Source organism: Caenimonas soli (genome assembly GCF_013155545.1).
In the GTDB taxonomy this organism is placed as follows: Bacteria; Pseudomonadota; Gammaproteobacteria; order Burkholderiales; family Burkholderiaceae_C; genus Ramlibacter; species Ramlibacter soli.
Window position 1 is genome coordinate 87005 of the sequence record NZ_JABJVV010000009.1, and the last position, 18864, is coordinate 105868.

Consider the following 18864-nt stretch of genomic DNA (forward strand, 5'->3'; position numbering starts at 1 on the left):
CAATCACGCAGCCTTTGCGCACGACGCGCATACCGGTAGCATCGAGGTTCGACTTTTTGGGAGAGGGAACAACGTGAACGTCCAAGCTTTTCAACTCGAACTCACGCGCATGCTGCTTTGGTACCTGGGCCTTAGCCTTGTGGGCTTCATCGCGACCATGTGGGTGCTGTACATCGTCGTGAAATCCGCAATCCGCGACGGCATCAACGAATCGGGATTGGTAGGCAACTGGAGACGAACTGCCGCCGCCACCGCTATCCAGCCCGACACATTCACCAACACCCGGCCGCAACGCTGACTGGATGCGGACCGACCCGCTGTGCTTTGCCGGAGCCACCATAGCCGGGGCATCGCCGTTTGCGCGGGCCGGACCGCAAGGAATGCGCATCGCCGGAGCGAGGTAACTGCGCAAAAATGGGTGCATGGTGGCTCCTGTTAGGATTGGTTCACCAAATCAGCGTGCCGTTTTGGCTTGCCAATTTGGTTAACTCAGCCGTAATGTGCCATTTTGGTAACTGGAGTGCAACATGTTTTTTGAAGCCTTGGAGAAACTGTCGGCCGACGACATCAGAAGCCTTGCCGCTAAGGGCGTAGAACGCTCACGCGTCAGCGACTGGAAAGCACGTCGGCGTATTCCAACCCGCGCGCAGGCCTATGCACTCGCTACGGTGCTAGGGCTCGACTTCGACCGGCTAGAGCGTGAGCTCACCTTCCTCGAAATAGAGCACGACGCTCAGAAAAATGCAGGCTTCATGGACCTACTGAAAGTGTTCCGCAGGCAATGGCAGCATTCTTGATTGGTGACGTGCAGGGCTGCGATGCGCCCCTGGGCCGTCTGCTCGAGAAGATTGAATTCTCGCCAAGCCGGGACACGCTGTACGTGCTGGGCGATCTGGTCAACCGCGGGCCGGAGTCCGGCGCGGTGCTGCGCCGGCTGATGAAATACGGGGATTCGGCCAAATGCCTGCTGGGCAACCACGACCTGAGCCTGCTGGCGGTCGCGCACGGCCGCCGGGCGCCGCACCGCAACGACACCATGGACAAGGTCCTGATGGCGCCGGATCGCGGCGAGCTGCTCGAGTGGCTGCGCCAGCAGCGCATGGCGATCCGCGCGCATGGGCTGCTGATGGTGCATGGCGGGGTGCTGCCGCAGTGGGACGCGACGCAAACGATGCTGCTGGCCGCGGAAGTGGAGACGGTGCTGCGCGGGCCCGACCTGGTCGATTTCCTGTCGCAGATGTATGGCAACGAGCCGGCGCAGTGGGACGATGCGCTGGCCGGCGCGGACCGGCTGCGGGTGATCGTGAACGCGCTCACGCGGCTGCGCTTTTGCACGCGCGAGGGGGTGATGGATCTCAAGGCTTCGGGGGGATTGAAGGACGCCCCGCCGGGCTACCTGCCCTGGTTCGACGTACCGGGGCGAAAGTCGGCGGGCACGCCCATCGCCTTCGGGCATTGGTCGACGCTGGGCTACCTGCAGCGGCCCGACATCATTTCACTGGACACGGGATGCGTCTGGGGCGGCTGCCTGAGCGCCCTGCGGCTGGGCACGCAGGGCCATGAACTGATACAGGTGAAGTGCGAGCAGGCGCAGTCGCCTATTCCGACTTGAACAGCGCCGCCACCTTGCGCTTGGGCTTGATATTGCTCGAAACGCGGCTGGCGGCCGGCTTGGCGCCTGCTTCCCATGCCGGTGCAACCTCTGTGGCCGGGGCCTGGTAAGGCTGGTCGAAGAACGGATCGCGGGGCGCGGCCGGAGCGCGGTACTCGCGTTGCGGACGGGGGGTGCGCTCGCGCGGCGCGTCGAGCACGTCGCGCGGATCGCCCACCTCGCCGGCTTCACGCCAGGCACGGCGGCCGTCGTTGATGCGGCCCTTTGGCTTGTCTTCGTCGAACTCGAGGGGCTCCAGTTCGATCTTTCTCTTGAGCAGCTTTTCAATGTCGCCGATCAGGCGCGCGTCGGTGCCCGAAACGAAGGTGACCGCCAGGCCCGACTGGCCGGCACGCCCGGTGCGCCCGATGCGGTGCACGTAGTCTTCGGCGTTGAACGGCACGTCGAAATTGAACACCGCGGGCACGTCCTTGATGTCGAGCCCGCGCGCGGCCACGTCGGTGGCGACCAGCAGGTCGACCTCGCCGGCCTTGAAGGCGGCCAGCGCCTTGAGGCGCTCGTCCTGGCTCTTGTCGCCGTGCAGGGCGGTGGTATTCATGCCCTCACGCTCCAGCGAGCGTGCCAGCCGCGCGCAACCGAGCTTGCTGTTGACGAACACGAAGGCCTGCTTCAGGCCGCGCTGGCGCACGATCTGCTTGAGCGCGTGCCGCTTCTCTTCGTCCGGCACGCTGTAGAAACGCTGTTCGACGGTGGATGCCGCCTCGTTCGGGCGGGCCACCTCGATGGTCACCGGATCTTGCAGGTAGCTGTTGGCCAGGCGCTTGATCTCGGGCGAGAAGGTCGCCGAGAACAGCAGCGTGGTGCGCTGCTTGGGCAGATAGGACAGGATGCGCTGCAGGTCGGGCAGGAAGCCGATATCCAGCATGCGGTCGGCCTCGTCCAGCACCACGTATTCGACCTGATTCAGCACCGCGTTCTTGGCTTCGATGTGATCCAGCAGGCGCCCTGGGGTCGCCACCAGCACTTCGACGCCCTTCTTGAGCTCCGCCGTCTGCGGCTTCATGTCGATACCGCCGAACACCACCGCGCTGCGCAGGTTGGTGTACTTGGCGTACAGCTTGACCTGCTGAGCCACCTGGTCGGCCAGTTCCCGCGTGGGCAGCAGCACCAGCGCGCGCACCGGGTGCCGCGCCGGGGAGGTGGAAGCATTCTCGTGTTTGAGCATGCGCTGCAAGAGCGGCAGCGAGAACGCCGCCGTCTTGCCCGTGCCCGTCTGGGCCGCGCCCATCACGTCCTTGCCGGTCAGGACGACGGGGATCGCCTGGGCCTGGATGGGGGTCATTTGCTCGTAGCCCATTTCGGCCACGGCACGTGCCAGCGGCTCGGCCAGCGATAAATTGGAGAAGGAACTAGGCATTAGGGCTCGGTACAGAACCCGGCATTGTCGCATTTCGGCGCGACAAGCCTGTGACAAAGGCTATCAGGGGCCCGCAGCCGGCTCTACAGGTCGCGGCTGCTGAAAGTGTCGCAGGCCTTCACGCTGCCCGTCTTCAGGCCGGTCGTGAACCATTTCTGGCGTTGGGCGCTGGTTCCGTGGGTGAAGCTCTCGGGCACCACAGCCCCGCCGCGCGAACCCTGGAGCGCGTCGTCGCCGATCTTGGCGGCCGCGTTCATGGCCTCCTCCACGTCGCCCTGCTCCAGGATCTGGCGGGCATTCTGGGCGTGGTGGGCCCAGACGCCGGCAAAGCAGTCGGCTTGCAGTTCCAGCTTCACGCTCATGGCGTTGTACTGGGCCTTGCTGGATTGCCCGCGCAGGCGCTCCATCTGGCTCGTGATGCCCAATTGGTGCTGAACGTGATGGCCTACCTCATGGGCGATCACATAGGCCTGGGCGAAGTCGCCGGGGGCGCCCATGCGTGTCTTGAGGGTCTCGTAGAAGTTGAGGTCGATGTAGACCTTCTGGTCGGCCGGGCAATAAAAGGGGCCCATCGCCGATTGGCCCGTGCCGCAGGCCGTGGGGACTGCGCCGCGGAACAAGACCAGGCGGGGTTCCTTGTAGGTGGCGCCGCCCTGCGTGAAGAGCTGCTTCCACACGTCTTCGGTATCGGCCAGCACGGTTGACACGAACTTGGCCATCTTGTCGTCTGCCGGGGGCGCCTTGGCCGGGCCTTGCTGCTGCACCTGCGCCGGATCGCCGCCGCCACTCAGGATGCTCAATATGGTCAGCGGGTTGATGCCGAAGATGGCGCCGCCCACCAGCGCGATGACGACGGTGCCGATGCCTATGCTCCGCCCGCCGATTCCAAAGCCTCCGCCGCCGCCGCCGCCGCGCGCGTCCTCGACGTTGCTCGATTCCCGATTGCCTTCCCAACGCATGATGTTCTCCAGATGCCGCTGCTGCGGTACATTGAAACCATGGTAGCTCCATCAAACGCGGCCGTGGGCCGCTTTCCCACTGTGTTGGTAACGGGTTTTGACCCTTTCGGCGGCTCCAGCGTCAATCCGAGCTGGATGGCGGTTCAAGCCCTACACGGGCGTCAGGTCGGCGGCCATCGCATCGTAGGCGCGCAACTACCCACGGTGTTCGGACACTCGCTGGAGGTGCTGCGCGACCTTCTGCTGAGGCATAGGCCCGAGCTGGTGATCTGCACCGGCCAGGCAGGCGGCCGCGCCGCGCTGTCGTTCGAGCGGGTCGCCATCAACGTCAACGACGCACGCATTCCCGACAACGCTGGCGAACAGCCGGTGGACACGCCCGTCGTCGCGGGCGGACCGGCGGCCTACTTCACCAACCTGCCGATCAAGGCGATGCTGGCCACGCTGCTGGCCGAGGGCATCAACGCCGAGGTATCGCAGACGGCGGGCACATTCGTGTGCAATCACGTCTTCTACGGACTCATGTACGAATTGGCCACGCGCAAGGAGTTGAAATACACGCGCGGCGGGCTGGTCCACGTGCCGTGGCTGCCGGCGCAGGGCCAGCCCTCGATGCGGCTCGACGAGATGGTGCAGGGCATCAAGCTGGCGATCGAGTGCGCGCTGGCAACGGTGACCGACATCCGCAAGCAGGCCGGCGCACTCAACTGACAAAGCCCGGCCCCCGGTAACGCGGCAGCCAGCCTAAAATCGAACGGTGTCCATCCTCAACGCCGACCTGCACTGCCACTCCGTGGTTTCCGACGGCACCCTCACGCCCGAAGAGCTTGCGGCGCGCGCGGCGGCCAACGGCGTGGAACTGTGGTCGCTGACCGACCACGATGAGATCGGCGGCCAGCACCGTGCGGCCGCGGCAGCCCGTGCCCATGGCATCAAATACCTCACCGGCACCGAGATCTCCGTCACCTTCGCCGACCAGACAGTGCACATCATCGGCCTGGGCTTCGATGCGGATGACCCCGAGATGCTGCGCGGCCTGCTGGCGACGCGCGGCGGGCGCGAGGCCCGCGCCCGGGAGATGGCTGAGGGCCTGGCCCAGGTGGGCATCAAGGAGGCGTACGAGGGGGCGCTGAAGTACGTGGGCAACCCCGAGCTGATCTCACGCACGCACTTTGCCCGCTTCCTGGTGGAAAGCGGCGTGTGCCGCGACACCGGCGAAGTGTTCCGCCGCTACCTGGTGGAGGGCAAGCCCGGCTACGTCTCGCACCGCTGGGCTTCGCTGAAGGCCGCGGTGCAGTGGATCACCCAGGCCGGCGGCGCCGCCGTGATCGCGCATCCGGCGCGCTACCGGTTCACAGCCAACGAGGAATACGCGCTCTTCACCGACTTCAAGGCGCATGGCGGGCTGGGGGTGGAGGTCGTGACCGGCAGCCACACGGCCGCCGAATACGTGACCTATGCCGAGACCGCGCGCGAGTTCGGCCTGGCCGCCTCGCGCGGCAGCGACTTCCACAGCCCCGGCGAAAGCCACACCGACCTGGGCCAACTGCCCTTCCTGCCCGGCCAGTTGACGCCCGTGTGGGACTTGCTCGCGGACCGCATCCAGTGAGCGGGCCGAAACGGGTTTTGGCCGGTATCGGGCTGGTCGTGGCGGCGGGCGCATGCTTCGCGGTGCTGGACACCACCACCAAGTTCGTCAGCGCCTCGGTGCCGCTGCTGATGGCGCTGTGGTTTCGCTACGCCTTCCAGGCCATCGCCACCACGGCCACCGTGCTTCCGTTGCGGGGCATGTCGGCGCTGCGCACGCTGCATCCCAAGTTCCAGTGCCTGCGCGGCGTCCTGCTGTTGGCCAGCAGCCTGCTCGCCTTTGCCAGCCTCAAGTACATGCCGGTGGGCGAGTTCACCGCCATCGTCATGATCGCGCCGCTGGCAATCACCGTGCTGGCCGCGACGGTGCTCAAGGAAAAGGTGTCGCCCATGCGCTGGGCGCTGGTGGCGGGCGGCTTCGCCGGCACGCTGGTGATCATCCGCCCCGGCGACGAGGCCTTCAACTGGGCCAGCCTGCTGCCGCTGGGGCTGGTCGTGACCAACGCCTGGTTCCAGGTGCTGACCAGCAAGCTGGCACGCACCGAAGATCCGATGACCATGCACCTGTACTCCGGCTGGATCGGCACGCTGCTCGCCTCGCTGGCCCTGCCTTTCGTCTGGACGGCACTGCCGGCGTGGTGGCTGTGGGCCGGTTTGTGCTTCATGGGCCTGATGGGCACCGTCGGCCATTTCCTCCTGATCCTGGCCTACCAGCGCGCGCCCGCCGCCACGCTCACGCCCTACCTGTACTCGCAGATCGCTTTCGCCATGCTGGGCGGCTGGCTGGTGTTCTCGCATGTGCCCGACGGATGGGCCCTGGTGGGCATGGCAATGATCGCCGTCTGCGGCGCGGCCGGGGCCTGGCTCACCGTGCGCGAGAGCCGTGTGAGGCTGGAACCCGTGGAAGCGTGACGCTATGGCCCAGTACTTCGAAGTCCACCCCGAGAATCCGCAGCCGCGCCTGCTCAAGCAGGCCGTGGGACTGCTCGAGCGCGGCGGGGTGCTGGCCGTGCCGACGGACTCGAGCTATGCCCTGGCTTGCCACCTCGACGATAAGACCGCCGCCGACCGCCTGCGCCAGATCCGCGGCGTGGATGACAAGCACCACCTCACCCTGCTGTGCCGCGACCTGAGCGAGCTGGCCAACTACGCGCGGGTCGACAACCGCCAGTACCGGCTGCTGAAATCGGCCACGCCCGGCGCCTACACCTTCATCCTGGAAGCCACGCGCGAGGTGCCGCGCCGCGTCAGCCATCCGCAGCGCAAGACCATAGGCCTGCGGGTGCCCGGCCACCGGGCGCTGCAGGAACTGCTGGCGCTGCACGGGGCGCCGCTGCTGGCCACCACGCTGATAGCGCCGCATGAAACCGCGTCCATCAACGACGCGCAAGAAATCCGCGAGCGCTTCGAACACCAGCTCGCCGGCGTGATCGACGCCGGCGCCTGCCCCTCTCAGCCGACCACGGTAATCGACCTGACGCCCATGGGCACCGGCGGGGAGGCCGTGGTGGTGCGCGAAGGGCGCGGCGATATCGCGGCCCTCGGGCTGTGATCGAGGTTGTCATTGCGGGCTTGACCAATCCACCTGTTGCGCGCCAGCACCTCGCGGCAAGGCTGTGCGCCGGTCGGCTGCGGCGCGCGGACCAGCCGTTCGGCGCCGGGAGCGCCGAAACGATGCGGAGGTCGAGTTTGCGGCCTTTGGACTAATCGTGGCCTGTCCCCGCGCTCCGGAGATGTCCTGCGCGCTGATCGCGCGCAAACGGCCGCAAACTCGACCTCCGCATCTCGCCTGGTCCCTATATGGACGCCTCCCATGTGGCAAGCAAGTTTTTGAAGTTCTGACGCGGCGGGTTCATTGCGGTCTTATATCCGGCCTTTAGTACAGTCGGACTTCCTCCGCTGTTGGCCCTGGTGGTCTTCGCGAGGTCGGGGCTTGACTGATTGACGGGCTTTAATGCCCTTGGGCTAGGTTAGCCTTGCCGACCCACGGTCTGACCGCTTTGCCATCACTTCATCTGCTCGCCTGCACACTCCTTGGCGGCGCCTGCCGCTTGATCCGAATGAAGAGTTTGTTGCACTCAGTGGGATGCCGGGCTGGACCCCCAGCGCGGCTCATAAGCAGAGCCGTGAGAAGCCATCGCCCACGCGGTGCGCGCCAGTTTGTGGGCCACGGCTGTGGCCGCCACGTTGAACGGTCGTCGCTGCAGCAGTTGCGCGATCCATTCGGGTGGGTTGGCCACGCGCACCAAGTTTCTAGCGCCGTGGATCAGCAGGGTGCGCAGGTAAGCGTCGCCACGTTTGGTGATCCCGCCTATGCGCACCTTGCCGCCGGTGCCGCTGTGGCGCGGTGTCAAGCCCAGGCCGCAGGCGAACTCGCGTGCATTGCGCCAACCCGACCCGTCTCCCAGCGTCGCGGCCAAAGCAGTGGCCCCCAGCACGCCGATGCCCGGCACCTTGCGCAGTCGCTTGGCAGTTGTGTTGCTGCGCTGTACTGCCTCGATCTCTTGTTCAAGGCTGTGCACGTGCTCTTCGATTTGGCGCAATGTCTCCAGATGCGCTTGCAGCAGGCGGACCATTACCGGTGGCAGCTGTGCCTCAATCGAGGCGCGTTGCTCGCACAGCCAGCGCAGGGCTGCGGGCTTGCCCTTGGGCAGCACGATGCCGAACTCGTACAGTAGCCCGCGCAGCGCGTTGAGGCTGGCGGTGCGCACTTGAACCCAGTGAGACCGCATGCGGTGCACCGACAGCTCGGCTTGCTGCTGCGCAGTCTTGACTTGCACCCGACGGATGTCCTGATGCTGAGCGGCCAGCCACAGGCCGCGGGCATCGGCCGCGTCATCCTTGTTCCGGCTGACGAAGGCGCGCACCTGGTGGGCTGGAAGCAGCTCGACTTGGTGGCCCAGCGCTGCCAACACTCGCGCCCAATGGTGAGCGCCACCGCAAGCCTCCATCACCACGCGGGCCGGCTCGCGCCTGGCAAAGAACTCGCTCACCTTGCCTCGGCTCAGCTTCCTGCCGCAGATCTCGCCGCCGGCAGGGTCCACCCAGTGCACTTGAAAGACATTCTTTGCAATGTCCATGCCGTACGTCGTAGCATTCATAGCGGAGGCCTCCTTCGCAAGTGGTTGATCGAAACTCCACTTTGGCACTAGATGCCGTCAGTTGCGAGGCCTCCCTTCCTCGCAGTGGCAGCGGGGGGCGGGAGGCGTCCATACCATCTGATTGCGCGCCGCAGCCGACCGACGCACAGCCTTGCAGAAGCACGGTTGGAGTGCGGAAGCCTTCGGCGCGCCAACTAAGTCCGAGCGAAGCCGCGTGTGGGCGGGCTGGGGCGCGCAATCAGGCTGCCCGAGGCGTCGGGGAATGGACTTGCGGGCGTTGCGCGCGATCAGCGCGCGGGCCTCTCCGGAGCGCGAGGACAGTCCACGATGAGTCCGCAGCCCGCAAGTCCGTTCCCCGGCGCCGCTTGCGCGCCTTGAAAAGGCGCGGAACGGGCTGACCGCGCGTCACAGCCCGCCCGCACGCGGCTTCGCCGCCCACACGCAGGCCTGCAACAGCAGCGGACCGCTCGCGACCATGGGTCCCGGGTCAAGCTCACATCCATGAGCAATTGCCAGCGCTCTGAAATCTCCGGCCAGTAGTGGGCTTGACCCGCAATCCATGTCGCGAATGGCAAGATGGCAGCCGGCCTGCATGGATCCCGGATCGAGTCCGGGATGACAGGCCGCGTCTGACACAATCCCCCTCGTGGATATCAACAACCTCGTTCAAACAGTCCTCATCTACGCACTGCCGGTGCTGTTCGCCATCACCATCCATGAGGCGGCGCACGGCTACGTGGCGCGGGCCCTGGGCGACGACACGGCTTACATGATGGGCCGGGTCACGCTCAACCCGATCAAGCACATCGACCCCGTCGGCACCATCCTGATGCCGCTGTTGCTGTACTTCGCCACTTCGGGCGCTTTTCTTTTCGGCTACGCCAAACCGGTGCCGGTCGAGTTCGGGCGGCTGCGCCGGCCCAAACGCGACATGATCTGGGTCGCGCTGGCCGGCCCGGCTTCCAACTTCATCCAGGCGATCCTCTGGGCGATCGGCTACACCTTGCTGGTGGGCACGGACACCAACGAACGCTTCTTCCTGGAGATGTGCAAGGCCGGCGTGCTGGTCAACCTGGTGATGTGGGCCTTCAACCTGTTCCCGCTGCCCCCGCTGGACGGAGGCCGCGTCCTGGTGGGCCTGCTGCCGCATCGCCTGGCCTATTCGCTCAGCCGCATCGAGCCCTGGGGCTTTTTCATCGTGCTGGGCCTGGTGCTGATCGGCGTCGTCGGCACCTACTGGCTTCGTCCGCTGATTTCGCTGGGCTATCTGTCGCTGGACTTCCTGCTCACGCCGCTGACTTCCCTGTTTCTCTAGTTATGGCACCGACTTCTCCCACCCGCTTTCTCACCGGCATCACCACCACCGGCACGCCCCATCTGGGCAACTACGTCGGCGCCATTCGGCCGGCGGTTGAGGCCAGCCGCCGCGCCGGCATCCAGAATTTCTACTTCCTGGCCGACTATCACGCCCTCATCAAGTGCGACGAGCCGGCGCGCATCCAGCGCTCGACGCTGGAGATCGCCGCCTGCTGGCTGGCCGCGGGCCTGGACCCGGAGCACGTCTTCTTCTACCGCCAGTCCGACATTCCCGAAATCACCGAACTGACCTGGCTGCTCACCTGCGTCACCGGTAAGGGCCTGCTCAATCGGGCCCATGCCTACAAGGCTTCGGTGGACAAGAACGTCGCCGCCGGCAACGACCCGGATGCCGATGTGACCGCGGGCCTGTTCATGTACCCGGTGCTGATGGCGGCGGACATCCTGATGTTCAAGGCGCACAAGATCCCGGTGGGCCGCGACCAGGTGCAGCACATCGAAATGGCGCGCGACATGGCGCAAAGCTTCAACCACCTCTACGGCGAGCATTTCGTGCTGCCCGAAGCGGCCGTGGACGACTCGGTGGCCATGCTGCCCGGCCTGGACGGGCGCAAGATGAGCAAGAGCTACGACAACATCATTCCGCTGTTCGCGCCGCCCGCGCAGATCAGGAAACAGATCGCCGGCATCGTGACCGACTCGCGCGCGCCGGGCGAGCCCAAGCCGGTCGAGGGCTCGGCCCTGTTCCAGATCTACCAGGCCTTCGCCTCGCCCGAGGAAACACAGCAATTGCGCCAGGCCTACGCCGACGGCATCGCCTGGGGCGAGGCCAAGCAGCTGCTGTTCGAGCGCATCGACCGCGAGGTCGCGCCCATGCGCGAGCGCCACGACGCGTTGATCAGCAACCCCCAGCAGCTGGAGAAGATCCTGCGGGGCGGGGCCGACAAGGCGCGCGCCATCGCCACCCCATTCATGGCGCAGCTGCGCGAGGCCGTGGGCCTGCGCAACCTGGGCGCGCAGGCGGCATCGGCCGGCAAGAGCAAGGCTGCCAAGGCAGCCCTGCCCTCCTTCAAGCAGTACCGCGAAGCCGATGGCCGGCACTACTTCAAGCTGGTGGATGCCGCAGGGCGGCTGCTGGCCCAGAGCACGGGCTTTGCATCGCCCCAGGAAGCCGGCCGCGCCGTCGCCCAGCTCAAGCAGGGCGGGCTGGCCGGACTGGAGGAATCGCTGCAGCTGGCCGAGGGAGTCAGCCGTGCGGATCTGGGGGCTGCGCTGGCGGCACTGACAGAAGCCTGACTGATGGCATGCTAATGACAACCCTTAACCGGGGGTTAGTCATTCGCGGTTATCCTTAGTTCTATGTCGCTCGAAATCAAAACCCCGAAGCCGTTGACCCTGTATGTCATCGACGACCATCCGCTGATGCGTGAGGCCGTTGTCATGTTGCTGCGCCGTCTGCGCCCCGGGGCCAATGTGATCGAGCTCGACCGCTTGGGCGGCATGGAATCGGCCGTCAAGCAGCACGGCGTACCCGACCTGATCTGCCTCGACTTGAAGCTGCCCGACACCACGGGCACATCGGGCATCCACGAACTCAAGAAGCGCTTCCCCGAAACGCCCCTGGCCGTGCTGTCCGCCTCCCCCGCGGCCGACGCCGAAGAGGGTTGCATCGAGGCCGGCGCCGACATCTACATCGAGAAGTCTTCGGGTGCCCAGGAGATCGGCGCCGCCTTGCGCGCCCTGCTCAACGCGGACGGCGGATTCGAAGAGCTATCGCCCACCGACAACAAGCTGTCCAAGCGCCAGAAGCAGCTGATCGTCATGCTGGACCGGGGCTTGTCCAATCGCGAGATCGCCGACGAACTGGGTATCAGCGAGCACACCGTCAAGGTTCACCTTTGGCGCCTGTTCCGCCGCCTGGGTGTGAAGAGCCGCACGCAGACGATTCACTACGCCCGCACTCACGGCATGCTGACCAGCTGAGCCACCGAAGCGGCCGCGCGGTCGGCCGCTTCCCTTGCGTCGGTGGGTTCGAGAAACACGCGAAACACCGTGCCTCGGCCCGGCCGCGAAGCCAGGCTCAAGGGATGGCCCAGGATGGCTGCCAGGCGCGCCACGATGTACAGCCCCAGCCCGAAGCCGTCCTCGGTGCCCGCATGGCTGGGCACCTTGTAGAACTCCCGGAAGATCTCCCGCTGGTGCACCGGCGCAATGCCCAGCCCGGTGTCCCACACTTCGATGCAGCGGCCACCCGCCTTGGCGCGAGTTGCCACCAGCACGCCGCCGCGCTGCGTGTACTTCACCGCGTTGGAAACCAGGTTGCCGACGATGCGGCGCAGCAGGATGGGGTCCGAAATCACGGTGCCCAGCGTCACGTGAACCCTGAACTGCAGGCCCTTGGCCTGGGCCAGGGGCCGGTACTGCAGTTCCAGGTCGTGCAGCAGCTTGCCCAGGTCGACCGGCTCTATGTTCAGCTTGATCTTGCCGGAGTCCAGGCGCACCAGGTCGAACAGCGAATCGAATAGCGCGTTCACGGCCTTGGTCGATTCCACGATCTTGGGCGCGATCTCGTGCACCAGCTCCGGCTCGCTGCCCAGCCAATCCGCGTACAGCCCCAGGGCATGAACGGGCTGGCGAATGTCGTGCGCCGCGCTCGCAAGGAACCGGTTCTTGATCTCCACGGCGTCCAGCGCCGCCTGGGTTTGCCGCGTCAGCGACTCGATCAGCTGGCTGTTGCGGTACTGCAATTGGAAATTCGTGCGGTGCGTCTCGTGCAATCGCGACCCGGCCTGGCGCAGCACCTGCCAGAAGATCACCAGCAGCGCGATGATCCAGTAGTGATAGTACGGCCCGTGAAACTGCAACTCCACGCCGATGCGCCAGAGCATGACACCCAACGCCGTGAGCGCCAGCGTGTCGAGGTAAAGGCGCAGCGTGCGCAGGTGGCTGGACAGGGCGTTGATGGAAAACATCGCCACCCCCGCCAGGATCAGCCAGCAGATGAACTGATCCGCCAGCGACGACCGGTCGAAATACAGCAAGGTGGACAGGCCCCAGACCAGCCCACTGACGGGCCACAGGAGCCGGTAGCGGCGGAAAAAAGCCAGGTGCTCGGCCGCACCGCCGGTCAGCACCTCGCGCACATATTTGCGAATGATCAGGGAGCGTGCGCTCGCGATCGCCACCGCCGCAAGCGACCACAGCAGCAGCGAGCCCAGGCTGGCGCTGTTCCACAGCACGCCCACGAAGATGGGGATGAGCAAAAAGCCGACCAGCTGCGTGTTGCGGGCCGTGCGCATGAGGCTGCGCACCAGCTCGGCTTCGACCCACTGGGCCTCGGCGGGCGTCGCAATCGCGGGGGCAATGTCGGGCTTCATCGGCCCGAGTCTAGAACAGAAAAAAACTATTCCAGCGCGGAGCAGAACTCGATGAACCGGCCCATGTCGTGAGCCTTGTGGAACACCGCATCGGCGCCCAGGTCCATGCAGTGTTTCTGGATTCCCGGCGACACGTAGTTGCTCAGCACCACGGCCTTGCCGCCGGCGGACCAGGAGCGGCATTTGGACAGCACTCCCATGCCCGTGCCCGCATCCAGGATCAGGTCGATCACGGCCAGGTCCCATCCGTGGGGGTTCTCCTCGAGCCAGAGATTGGCCTCGGCCTCCGTGGTCACGGCGCCGACCGGCTTCAGGTCTCCAATGCTCTCCAGCAGGTCGGCCACTATGCCGTGAACCCGACGATCATCTTCCACCAGCAAAACGCGAATAGTCACATCGATCAGGGACCCAGGGTCCGGTTTGTGAATCAGAAAAAGCCGGACACGCAGATCGCGCGGCGGCACTTGTCCCCCACTGTTGCTCTACTTCGCATTCTGAGAGGCGCGCTGACAGCTCGTCCGCGGCTTCGAGTACCTAACTCTCCATCGTACTCGCTGCCAATGCATGAGCTAAAGGCAAAAAAAAGCCCCCGTCAAAGGGGGCTCTGGGATGCGGGCCGGTCAGCGCTTGTCGCTTTTCTGCCTGCTGCTATGACTCTTCTTGCCGGCTTCCCGGCCTTCCGCGGAATCGAACTCATGAGCGTTGCCGCTCTGATGGGCAGCCTTGCCGCCCTGGCTGGCGATCATGCGCTGGCGTTCGGGATCCATGGAGGCGAATCCGCGCCCGGACGAGCCCTTGTTTCCGCCCTGACTACTCGAAGCCATAGGAATCTCCTTGAGGTGGGGTAGCCGTGGGGCGGCAAGCCATGTGCCCGCGGCGGCGCTCGGCCGGTTCTATCCGCAGCAACTGGCGATATTTGGTGACGGTTCGGCGCGCCACTCTCAGGCCCTGGCTGTCCAGCTGCCGGGCGATCTCCACATCGGACAGCGGCCGGGCGGACGGCTCGCCGGCCACGATCTCCCGGATCAGGCCGCGAATCGCCGTCGGCGAGCACTCGCCGCCGCTGGCCGTGCCCAAGCCGCGCGAAAAGAAATACTTGAGCTCGAACACGCCGCAGGGCGTGGCCATGAACTTGTTGTTGGTCACCCGCGAAACCGTCGATTCGTGCACCCCCACTTCCTGCGCGATCTCGCGCAGGCACAGCGGCTTCATGGCCATGGGCCCATAAGCCAGGAAATGCTCCTGGCGCTTGAGGATGGCCTGGGCCACGCTCAGGATGGTGGAAAAGCGTTGCTCGACATTGCGCACCGTCCATCGGGCATCCTGCAAATGCGCGCCCAGTTCTGCGTGCTGTGCGTTGCGGTGCTGCTGGAACAGTTCGATATAGCTGCGGTTCAGGCGCAAGCGCGGAATGACGGCTTCGTTGAGCGTGGCGGTCCACCGGCCGCGCCGCTTCTTCACGATCACATCGGGCGTCACGTACTGCACGGACCCCTGCGAAAAGCGCCAGCCGGGATGCGGGTCGAGCCGGCGAATCGCCGCGCAAGCCGCCTCCACCGCGGCCTGGTCGGCGCCGATGTGCCGCGCCAATGACCGCATGTCTCGTGCGGCGAGGACGTGGAGATGGTTCCGCAGGATGCCCCTCGCCATGGTCCTGGCCGCCGGATCGGCGATTGCGGGAAGCTGCAACTCGAGACATTCCGCCACGCTGCGAGCCCCGACGCCGGCGGGGTCGAGGGCCTGGACCCGGCGCAAGGCGATCAACCACTCGTCGGGCTCCGGCTCGGGCACCAGGTAGAGCGCATCGGCCAGCTCTTCCAGCGGCGTGCGCAGATAGCCGTCGTCGTCGAGCGACTCGACCACCACCGCGGCCAGTACGCGATCGCGCTCCGGCAAGGGCATCACGTTCAATTGCCCCATCAGATGGCTGGCCAGCGAGGTCGCTGCCGTCAGCGTTTCAAAAAACCCACCGTCGCTCTCGGTGTTGCGCATGCGATTGACCCCATCCACGCCCCAGCCCTCCCCTGGCTCGGCGACGGCCGGCTCGGGGACAGCGTCCTGGTCCGCGGAGTCGGCTGGCGAGACGGCCTCTTCCGATTCGAGAAAGGGATTGGTATCCAAGGCAGCGCGCACGACCTGGGCGAAATCCTGTGACGACATCTGCAGCAGGCGCACGGCGCGCTGCAGCCGCGGCGATAGCGTTGCCTGGAGCGACGTCGTCGCCTGTAGGTTGAGTGAAGTCATCAGTCGATGGCCTGTTGCTTGGGTTGGATGCAACGACCGTGCCCGCCAAAGCTTGGAGCCTATGCACCCTTCTTGTCGGCGGATGGCCGGATGATCCGCGGCCAACGGAGCGGCCACAGGCCGCCCCAGCCGGTACGAGTTGCGGCAAGACCGCCGTTACGTTTTGTAGCAACCGCCAATTTTGCAGCGGTCGAGGTTACGCTTGCCGCTTACATCTGGATTTTCCCAACGACGATGGGCATCGTTAAACGATTCATCGACCGGTTCGAAGGCTCTTGGCCGACCGCCTCGCTGCGCACGTACCTGATCGCGGTCATCCTGCTCGCCACATTTCCGGTGGCAGCCCTCATGAGTTTGCAGATCTTCCTGGAAGTGCGCAGCGAGCAGGCCCAGATCGAGGACGAGCTGGCGCGCTCGGCTGGGGCGCTGATGCAGACGGTCGAGCGCGAGCTGGCGTCCTCCCTGGATGCGCTGGGCGTGCTTTCGCAGTCCGAGCTTTTCCAGCACGGCCGCATCACGGCACTGGGCCGATTGCTGCACGGCCGGCCCCGCCGGGACTGGGATAGCGTGTTCCTGTTCGATCGCGACGGCAGCCTCGTGCTGGACACGGGGCCCCAGCGCATCACCCGCGAATCGGGCGAGCGGCTGCGCGGACTGCATGAGCGGGTGATGCGGACGGGCCAAGCCGTGGTGTCCGGCCTGTACGACGACCAGCCGCCCGGCAGCCGTGCGGTCGCGGTTGCGCTGCCCGTCATCCAGGGTGGGACCGTGCGCTTCGTGCTCGGCGCCCGGATGGGGGAGGCGGTGTGGCAGCGGTTGGCCACCACGGCCAGCACGCCCGAGGGCGGCCATGCCAGCATCTACGACGGCGAGCAGCGGCTCATCAGCTATTCGCTGGGGGGCGCGGCGCCGGCGGGTACCACCCTTCCTCACGACGCGGCCGAGTCCATGCAGGGCCGCCCTGCCGGCGTGCATCGCTCCAGCGACGTCGATGGACGCCTGGTGTACGCAGCGTGGCAGACCGTGCCCATGTCGGGCTGGCGCGTTCGAGTGGCGCTTCCGGCCGACCCGATCGATGCGGCGCACCGCAAGGCCATCATCGCAGCACTCTCCACCAGCGGCGCCAGCCTGCTGATCGGCCTGCTGCTGGCCTCGCTGGTCGCGCGTCGCATCGCCGGCCCGCTGCAGCAGCTGGCCACCCGCGGACCCACCGGTTTGTCCGGCCGGGTCCCGGTGCGCGAAATCGCCTTGTTGCGCGATGCGCTGCTGCGCGCCAGGACGCAAGACGCGGCGGCCCACGGGTCCCTGCAGGCCAAGGCCCAGGAATTCGAAACCCTGTTCAACAGCAGCCCCATCGGCATGGCGTTCGCGCAAGACCCGAGTTGCCGCGTGATCTGGCACAACGCGGCCATGGACCGCCTGCTGGGGCCGCTGCCCTCGCACAAGGCCGGCGCCGTGCGCGTGCTGCACCAGGGCCAGTTGCTGCCCTCCGAGCAGCAGCCCCTGCAACGCGCGGCCGCGCTGGGTGAAACCGTCGCGGGCATGGAACTGGAAATCGTTGTCGAAGGGCGGGCCCCCACTTTCGTCATCGCCAACGCCGTGCCGCTGCGAGACGCCGACGGCAAGCCGCGCGGCGCGATCAGCGCCATGGTCAATATCACGCAGCGCAAGGAAGTGGAGGAGCGCCTCCTTGGCATCGACCAGAAGTTGCGCGAGAGCCAGCACTTGATGGAGCTGGCCCAGGAGGCGGGCCACGTGGGGTTCTTCCACTACCAGTTCGCCGGCGACCGGCTGGCCTGGACACCGGGCCAGTGCAAGCTGTTTGGCGTGGAGGAGCTGCGCGAAGGCGGCCTGCGCGACTGGTTCGAGCGCATCGACGAAGAAGACCGCGATCGCATCGAGCGCGAGTTCTGGACCGCCTGCGCCGTGCGACGCGAGAAGGAAACACTGGAATACTGCGTGAAGCAGCCCGATGGCAGCTCCCGCTGGCTCTCCAGCCGCGTGATGCTGCACTACGACGACGAGGGCCGCGCCTCGCAAATGACGGGCGTCACCGTGGACATGACCGACCAAAGGGAGCGCGAACGGGAACGCACGCAGCTGACCGAGCGCGCCCTGGCCGCGCGCCGTGAGGCGGAGACGGCCAGCCGGGCCAAGGACGAATTCCTCACCATGCTCAGTCACGAGCTGCGCAATCCCTTGGGCGCGATCTCCGCGGCGATCGACGTTCTGGAGGTCGCCGACCCGGCGGGCCCTACAGGCGGCGAGGCGCGCGCCATCATCGCCAGGCAGACCCGCAACCTGGCCCACATGATGAACGACCTGCTGGACGTGGGCCGTGTCATCGCGGGCAAGATCCTGCTCGCCCGCCAGCCGGTGAACCTGGCTGCCGTCGTCAAGCGGGTCGAGGAAACGCTGGCCATCACCGGCGAAGCCAAGGAGCACGCGGTCGACCTGCAAATCGAGGACGCCTGGGTGGACGGCGATGCGGTCCGTATCGAGCAGGTTGTCAGCAACCTGCTGACCAATGCCATCAAATACACGCCGGCCGGCCGCACGATCCGCGTCACCATCGGCATCGAACATGGCGCCGCCGTGCTCCAGGTGCAGGACGCGGGGATGGGCATTCCCGCGGCGCTGCTCCCGCACATCTTCGACCTGTTCGTGCAGGGCCATCGCACACTCGACCGGCGCGCGGGCGGCTTGGGCATCGGCCTGACATTGGTGCGCCGACTTGTGGAGTTGCATGGCGGCACGGTGGGGGTGGAAAGCTCGGAGGAAGGCAGCCGCTTCACCGTCCGGCTGCCTTCCGTGCAGCCACCCGTCAAGCTGGACGACGACACGCTGCCGCCCTCGAGGCGCCGCAAGGTGCTGGTGGTCGAGGACAACGACGACGTACTGTCGGCGCTGCGGTCCAAGCTCGAACTGGACGGCCACACCGTCAGCACGGCCGTGAATGGCATCGAAGGGCTCACTCGCTTGCTAAAGCTCAGGCCTGAGGTGTCCATCGTCGATATTGGGCTGCCCGGCCTTACAGGTTTTGAGCTGGCGCGCCATGCCCGCGCCGCCGGCTATGCCGGCCGAATGATCGCTTTATCGGGCTACGGCGCCGAACGCGATGCCCAGGAGGCCTTGATTGCCGGTTTCGACGCCTATTTGGTCAAGCCCGTGGACCGTAACCAATTGCGCGCCAGCTTAAGTGCCGATTGATTTGTTGCTCACCTTGTGTTACACCGTTTGACCCGACAGT

18 protein-coding genes are annotated in these 18864 nt (G+C 66.1%); 11 read left to right on the top strand and 7 right to left on the bottom strand.

Translation table 11 applies throughout. The features are described 5' to 3' along the window. Positions 1-73 precede the first annotated feature (73 nt). The 3 genes from HNE04_RS15380 to HNE04_RS15390 all read left to right on the top strand — a co-directional run bounded on the left by HNE04_RS15380 (position 74) and on the right by HNE04_RS15390 (position 1612). On the top strand, positions 74-298 hold the full coding sequence (locus tag HNE04_RS15380; protein ID WP_172220706.1) for a hypothetical protein: 225 nt from the start codon (positions 74-76) through the stop codon (positions 296-298). A 229-nt stretch (positions 299-527) separates the two neighbouring features. Continuing rightward, complete coding sequence (locus tag HNE04_RS15385; protein WP_172220709.1) at positions 528-797, top strand: hypothetical protein; 270 nt, start codon at positions 528-530, stop codon at positions 795-797. After that, positions 782-1612: a symmetrical bis(5'-nucleosyl)-tetraphosphatase gene (locus HNE04_RS15390; RefSeq protein WP_172220711.1), complete on the top strand. Its 831-nt coding sequence runs from the start codon at positions 782-784 to the stop codon at positions 1610-1612. Before HNE04_RS15385 ends, HNE04_RS15390 begins: the two co-directional genes overlap by 16 nt. Here the strand turns inward: HNE04_RS15390 and HNE04_RS15395 are convergent. After that, positions 1599-3029, bottom strand: a complete 1431-nt coding sequence (locus tag HNE04_RS15395) for a DEAD/DEAH box helicase (protein WP_172220714.1) — start codon at positions 3027-3029, stop codon at positions 1599-1601. The genes HNE04_RS15390 and HNE04_RS15395 overlap by 14 nt on opposite strands. Positions 3030-3112: 83 nt before the next feature. Then, the gene (gene ypfJ, locus HNE04_RS15400) at positions 3113-3988 is read right to left on the bottom strand and encodes a KPN_02809 family neutral zinc metallopeptidase (RefSeq protein WP_172220717.1); all 876 of its coding nucleotides are present in this window, start codon (positions 3986-3988) and stop codon (positions 3113-3115) included. 39 nt (positions 3989-4027) lie between these two features. On the opposite strand from ypfJ, the gene pcp reads away from it, so the two are divergent. From pcp to HNE04_RS15420, 4 genes are read left to right on the top strand one after another with little or no spacing between them, the layout of a single operon-like run. Then, a complete protein-coding gene (gene pcp / locus HNE04_RS15405) occupies positions 4028-4699 on the top strand; it encodes a pyroglutamyl-peptidase I (RefSeq protein WP_172220720.1) in 672 nt (223 codons plus the stop codon). Positions 4700-4745: 46 nt separating this feature from the next. Beyond that, positions 4746-5597, top strand: a complete 852-nt coding sequence (locus HNE04_RS15410; protein WP_172220722.1) for a 3',5'-nucleoside bisphosphate phosphatase — start codon at positions 4746-4748, stop codon at positions 5595-5597. Continuing rightward, the gene (locus HNE04_RS15415; RefSeq protein WP_328700343.1) at positions 5594-6487 is read left to right on the top strand and encodes a DMT family transporter; all 894 of its coding nucleotides are present in this window, start codon (positions 5594-5596) and stop codon (positions 6485-6487) included. The genes HNE04_RS15410 and HNE04_RS15415 overlap by 4 nt, the downstream gene beginning before the upstream one ends. A 4-nt stretch (positions 6488-6491) precedes the next feature. Next, the gene (locus HNE04_RS15420) at positions 6492-7127 is read left to right on the top strand and encodes an L-threonylcarbamoyladenylate synthase (RefSeq protein WP_172220726.1); all 636 of its coding nucleotides are present in this window, start codon (positions 6492-6494) and stop codon (positions 7125-7127) included. Between the two features lie 526 nt (positions 7128-7653). Here the strand turns inward: HNE04_RS15420 and HNE04_RS15425 are convergent. Next, complete coding sequence (locus tag HNE04_RS15425) at positions 7654-8676, bottom strand: IS110 family RNA-guided transposase (RefSeq protein WP_172220728.1); 1023 nt, start codon at positions 8674-8676, stop codon at positions 7654-7656. A 646-nt stretch (positions 8677-9322) separates the two neighbouring features. Here HNE04_RS15425 and HNE04_RS15430 point away from each other — a divergent pair. From HNE04_RS15430 to HNE04_RS15440, 3 genes are all read left to right on the top strand, one after another. Then, positions 9323-9991, top strand: coding sequence for a site-2 protease family protein (locus tag HNE04_RS15430; protein WP_172220730.1), 669 nt, complete (start codon positions 9323-9325; stop codon positions 9989-9991). Between the two features lie 2 nt (positions 9992-9993). Then, positions 9994-11289 (top strand): tryptophan--tRNA ligase, encoded by a 1296-nt coding sequence (locus HNE04_RS15435; RefSeq protein WP_172220732.1) that lies wholly within the window; start codon positions 9994-9996, stop codon positions 11287-11289. A 93-nt stretch (positions 11290-11382) separates the two neighbouring features. Further along, entirely contained in the window at positions 11383-11976 is a 594-nt protein-coding gene (locus HNE04_RS15440; RefSeq protein WP_172221222.1) for a response regulator transcription factor, read from the top strand. Here HNE04_RS15440 and HNE04_RS15445 read toward each other — a convergent pair. From HNE04_RS15445 to rpoN, 4 genes are all read right to left on the bottom strand, one after another. Continuing rightward, positions 11955-13370 (bottom strand): sensor histidine kinase, encoded by a 1416-nt coding sequence (locus HNE04_RS15445; protein WP_172220734.1) that lies wholly within the window; start codon positions 13368-13370, stop codon positions 11955-11957. The two genes, HNE04_RS15440 and HNE04_RS15445, sit on opposite strands and share 22 nt — an antisense overlap. Before the next feature lie 26 nt (positions 13371-13396). Beyond that, the gene (locus HNE04_RS15450; RefSeq protein WP_172220736.1) at positions 13397-13765 is read right to left on the bottom strand and encodes a response regulator; all 369 of its coding nucleotides are present in this window, start codon (positions 13763-13765) and stop codon (positions 13397-13399) included. A 225-nt stretch (positions 13766-13990) separates the two neighbouring features. Next, on the bottom strand, positions 13991-14194 hold the full coding sequence (locus HNE04_RS15455; protein WP_172220739.1) for a KGG domain-containing protein: 204 nt from the start codon (positions 14192-14194) through the stop codon (positions 13991-13993). Next, positions 14181-15614: an RNA polymerase factor sigma-54 gene (gene rpoN / locus HNE04_RS15460; protein ID WP_172220742.1), complete on the bottom strand. Its 1434-nt coding sequence runs from the start codon at positions 15612-15614 to the stop codon at positions 14181-14183. Before rpoN ends, HNE04_RS15455 begins: the two co-directional genes overlap by 14 nt. Before the next feature lie 234 nt (positions 15615-15848). Here rpoN and HNE04_RS15465 point away from each other — a divergent pair, with 234 nt between their 5' ends. Further along, complete coding sequence (locus tag HNE04_RS15465) at positions 15849-18824, top strand: hybrid sensor histidine kinase/response regulator (protein ID WP_172220745.1); 2976 nt, start codon at positions 15849-15851, stop codon at positions 18822-18824. Positions 18825-18864 lie beyond the last annotated feature (40 nt).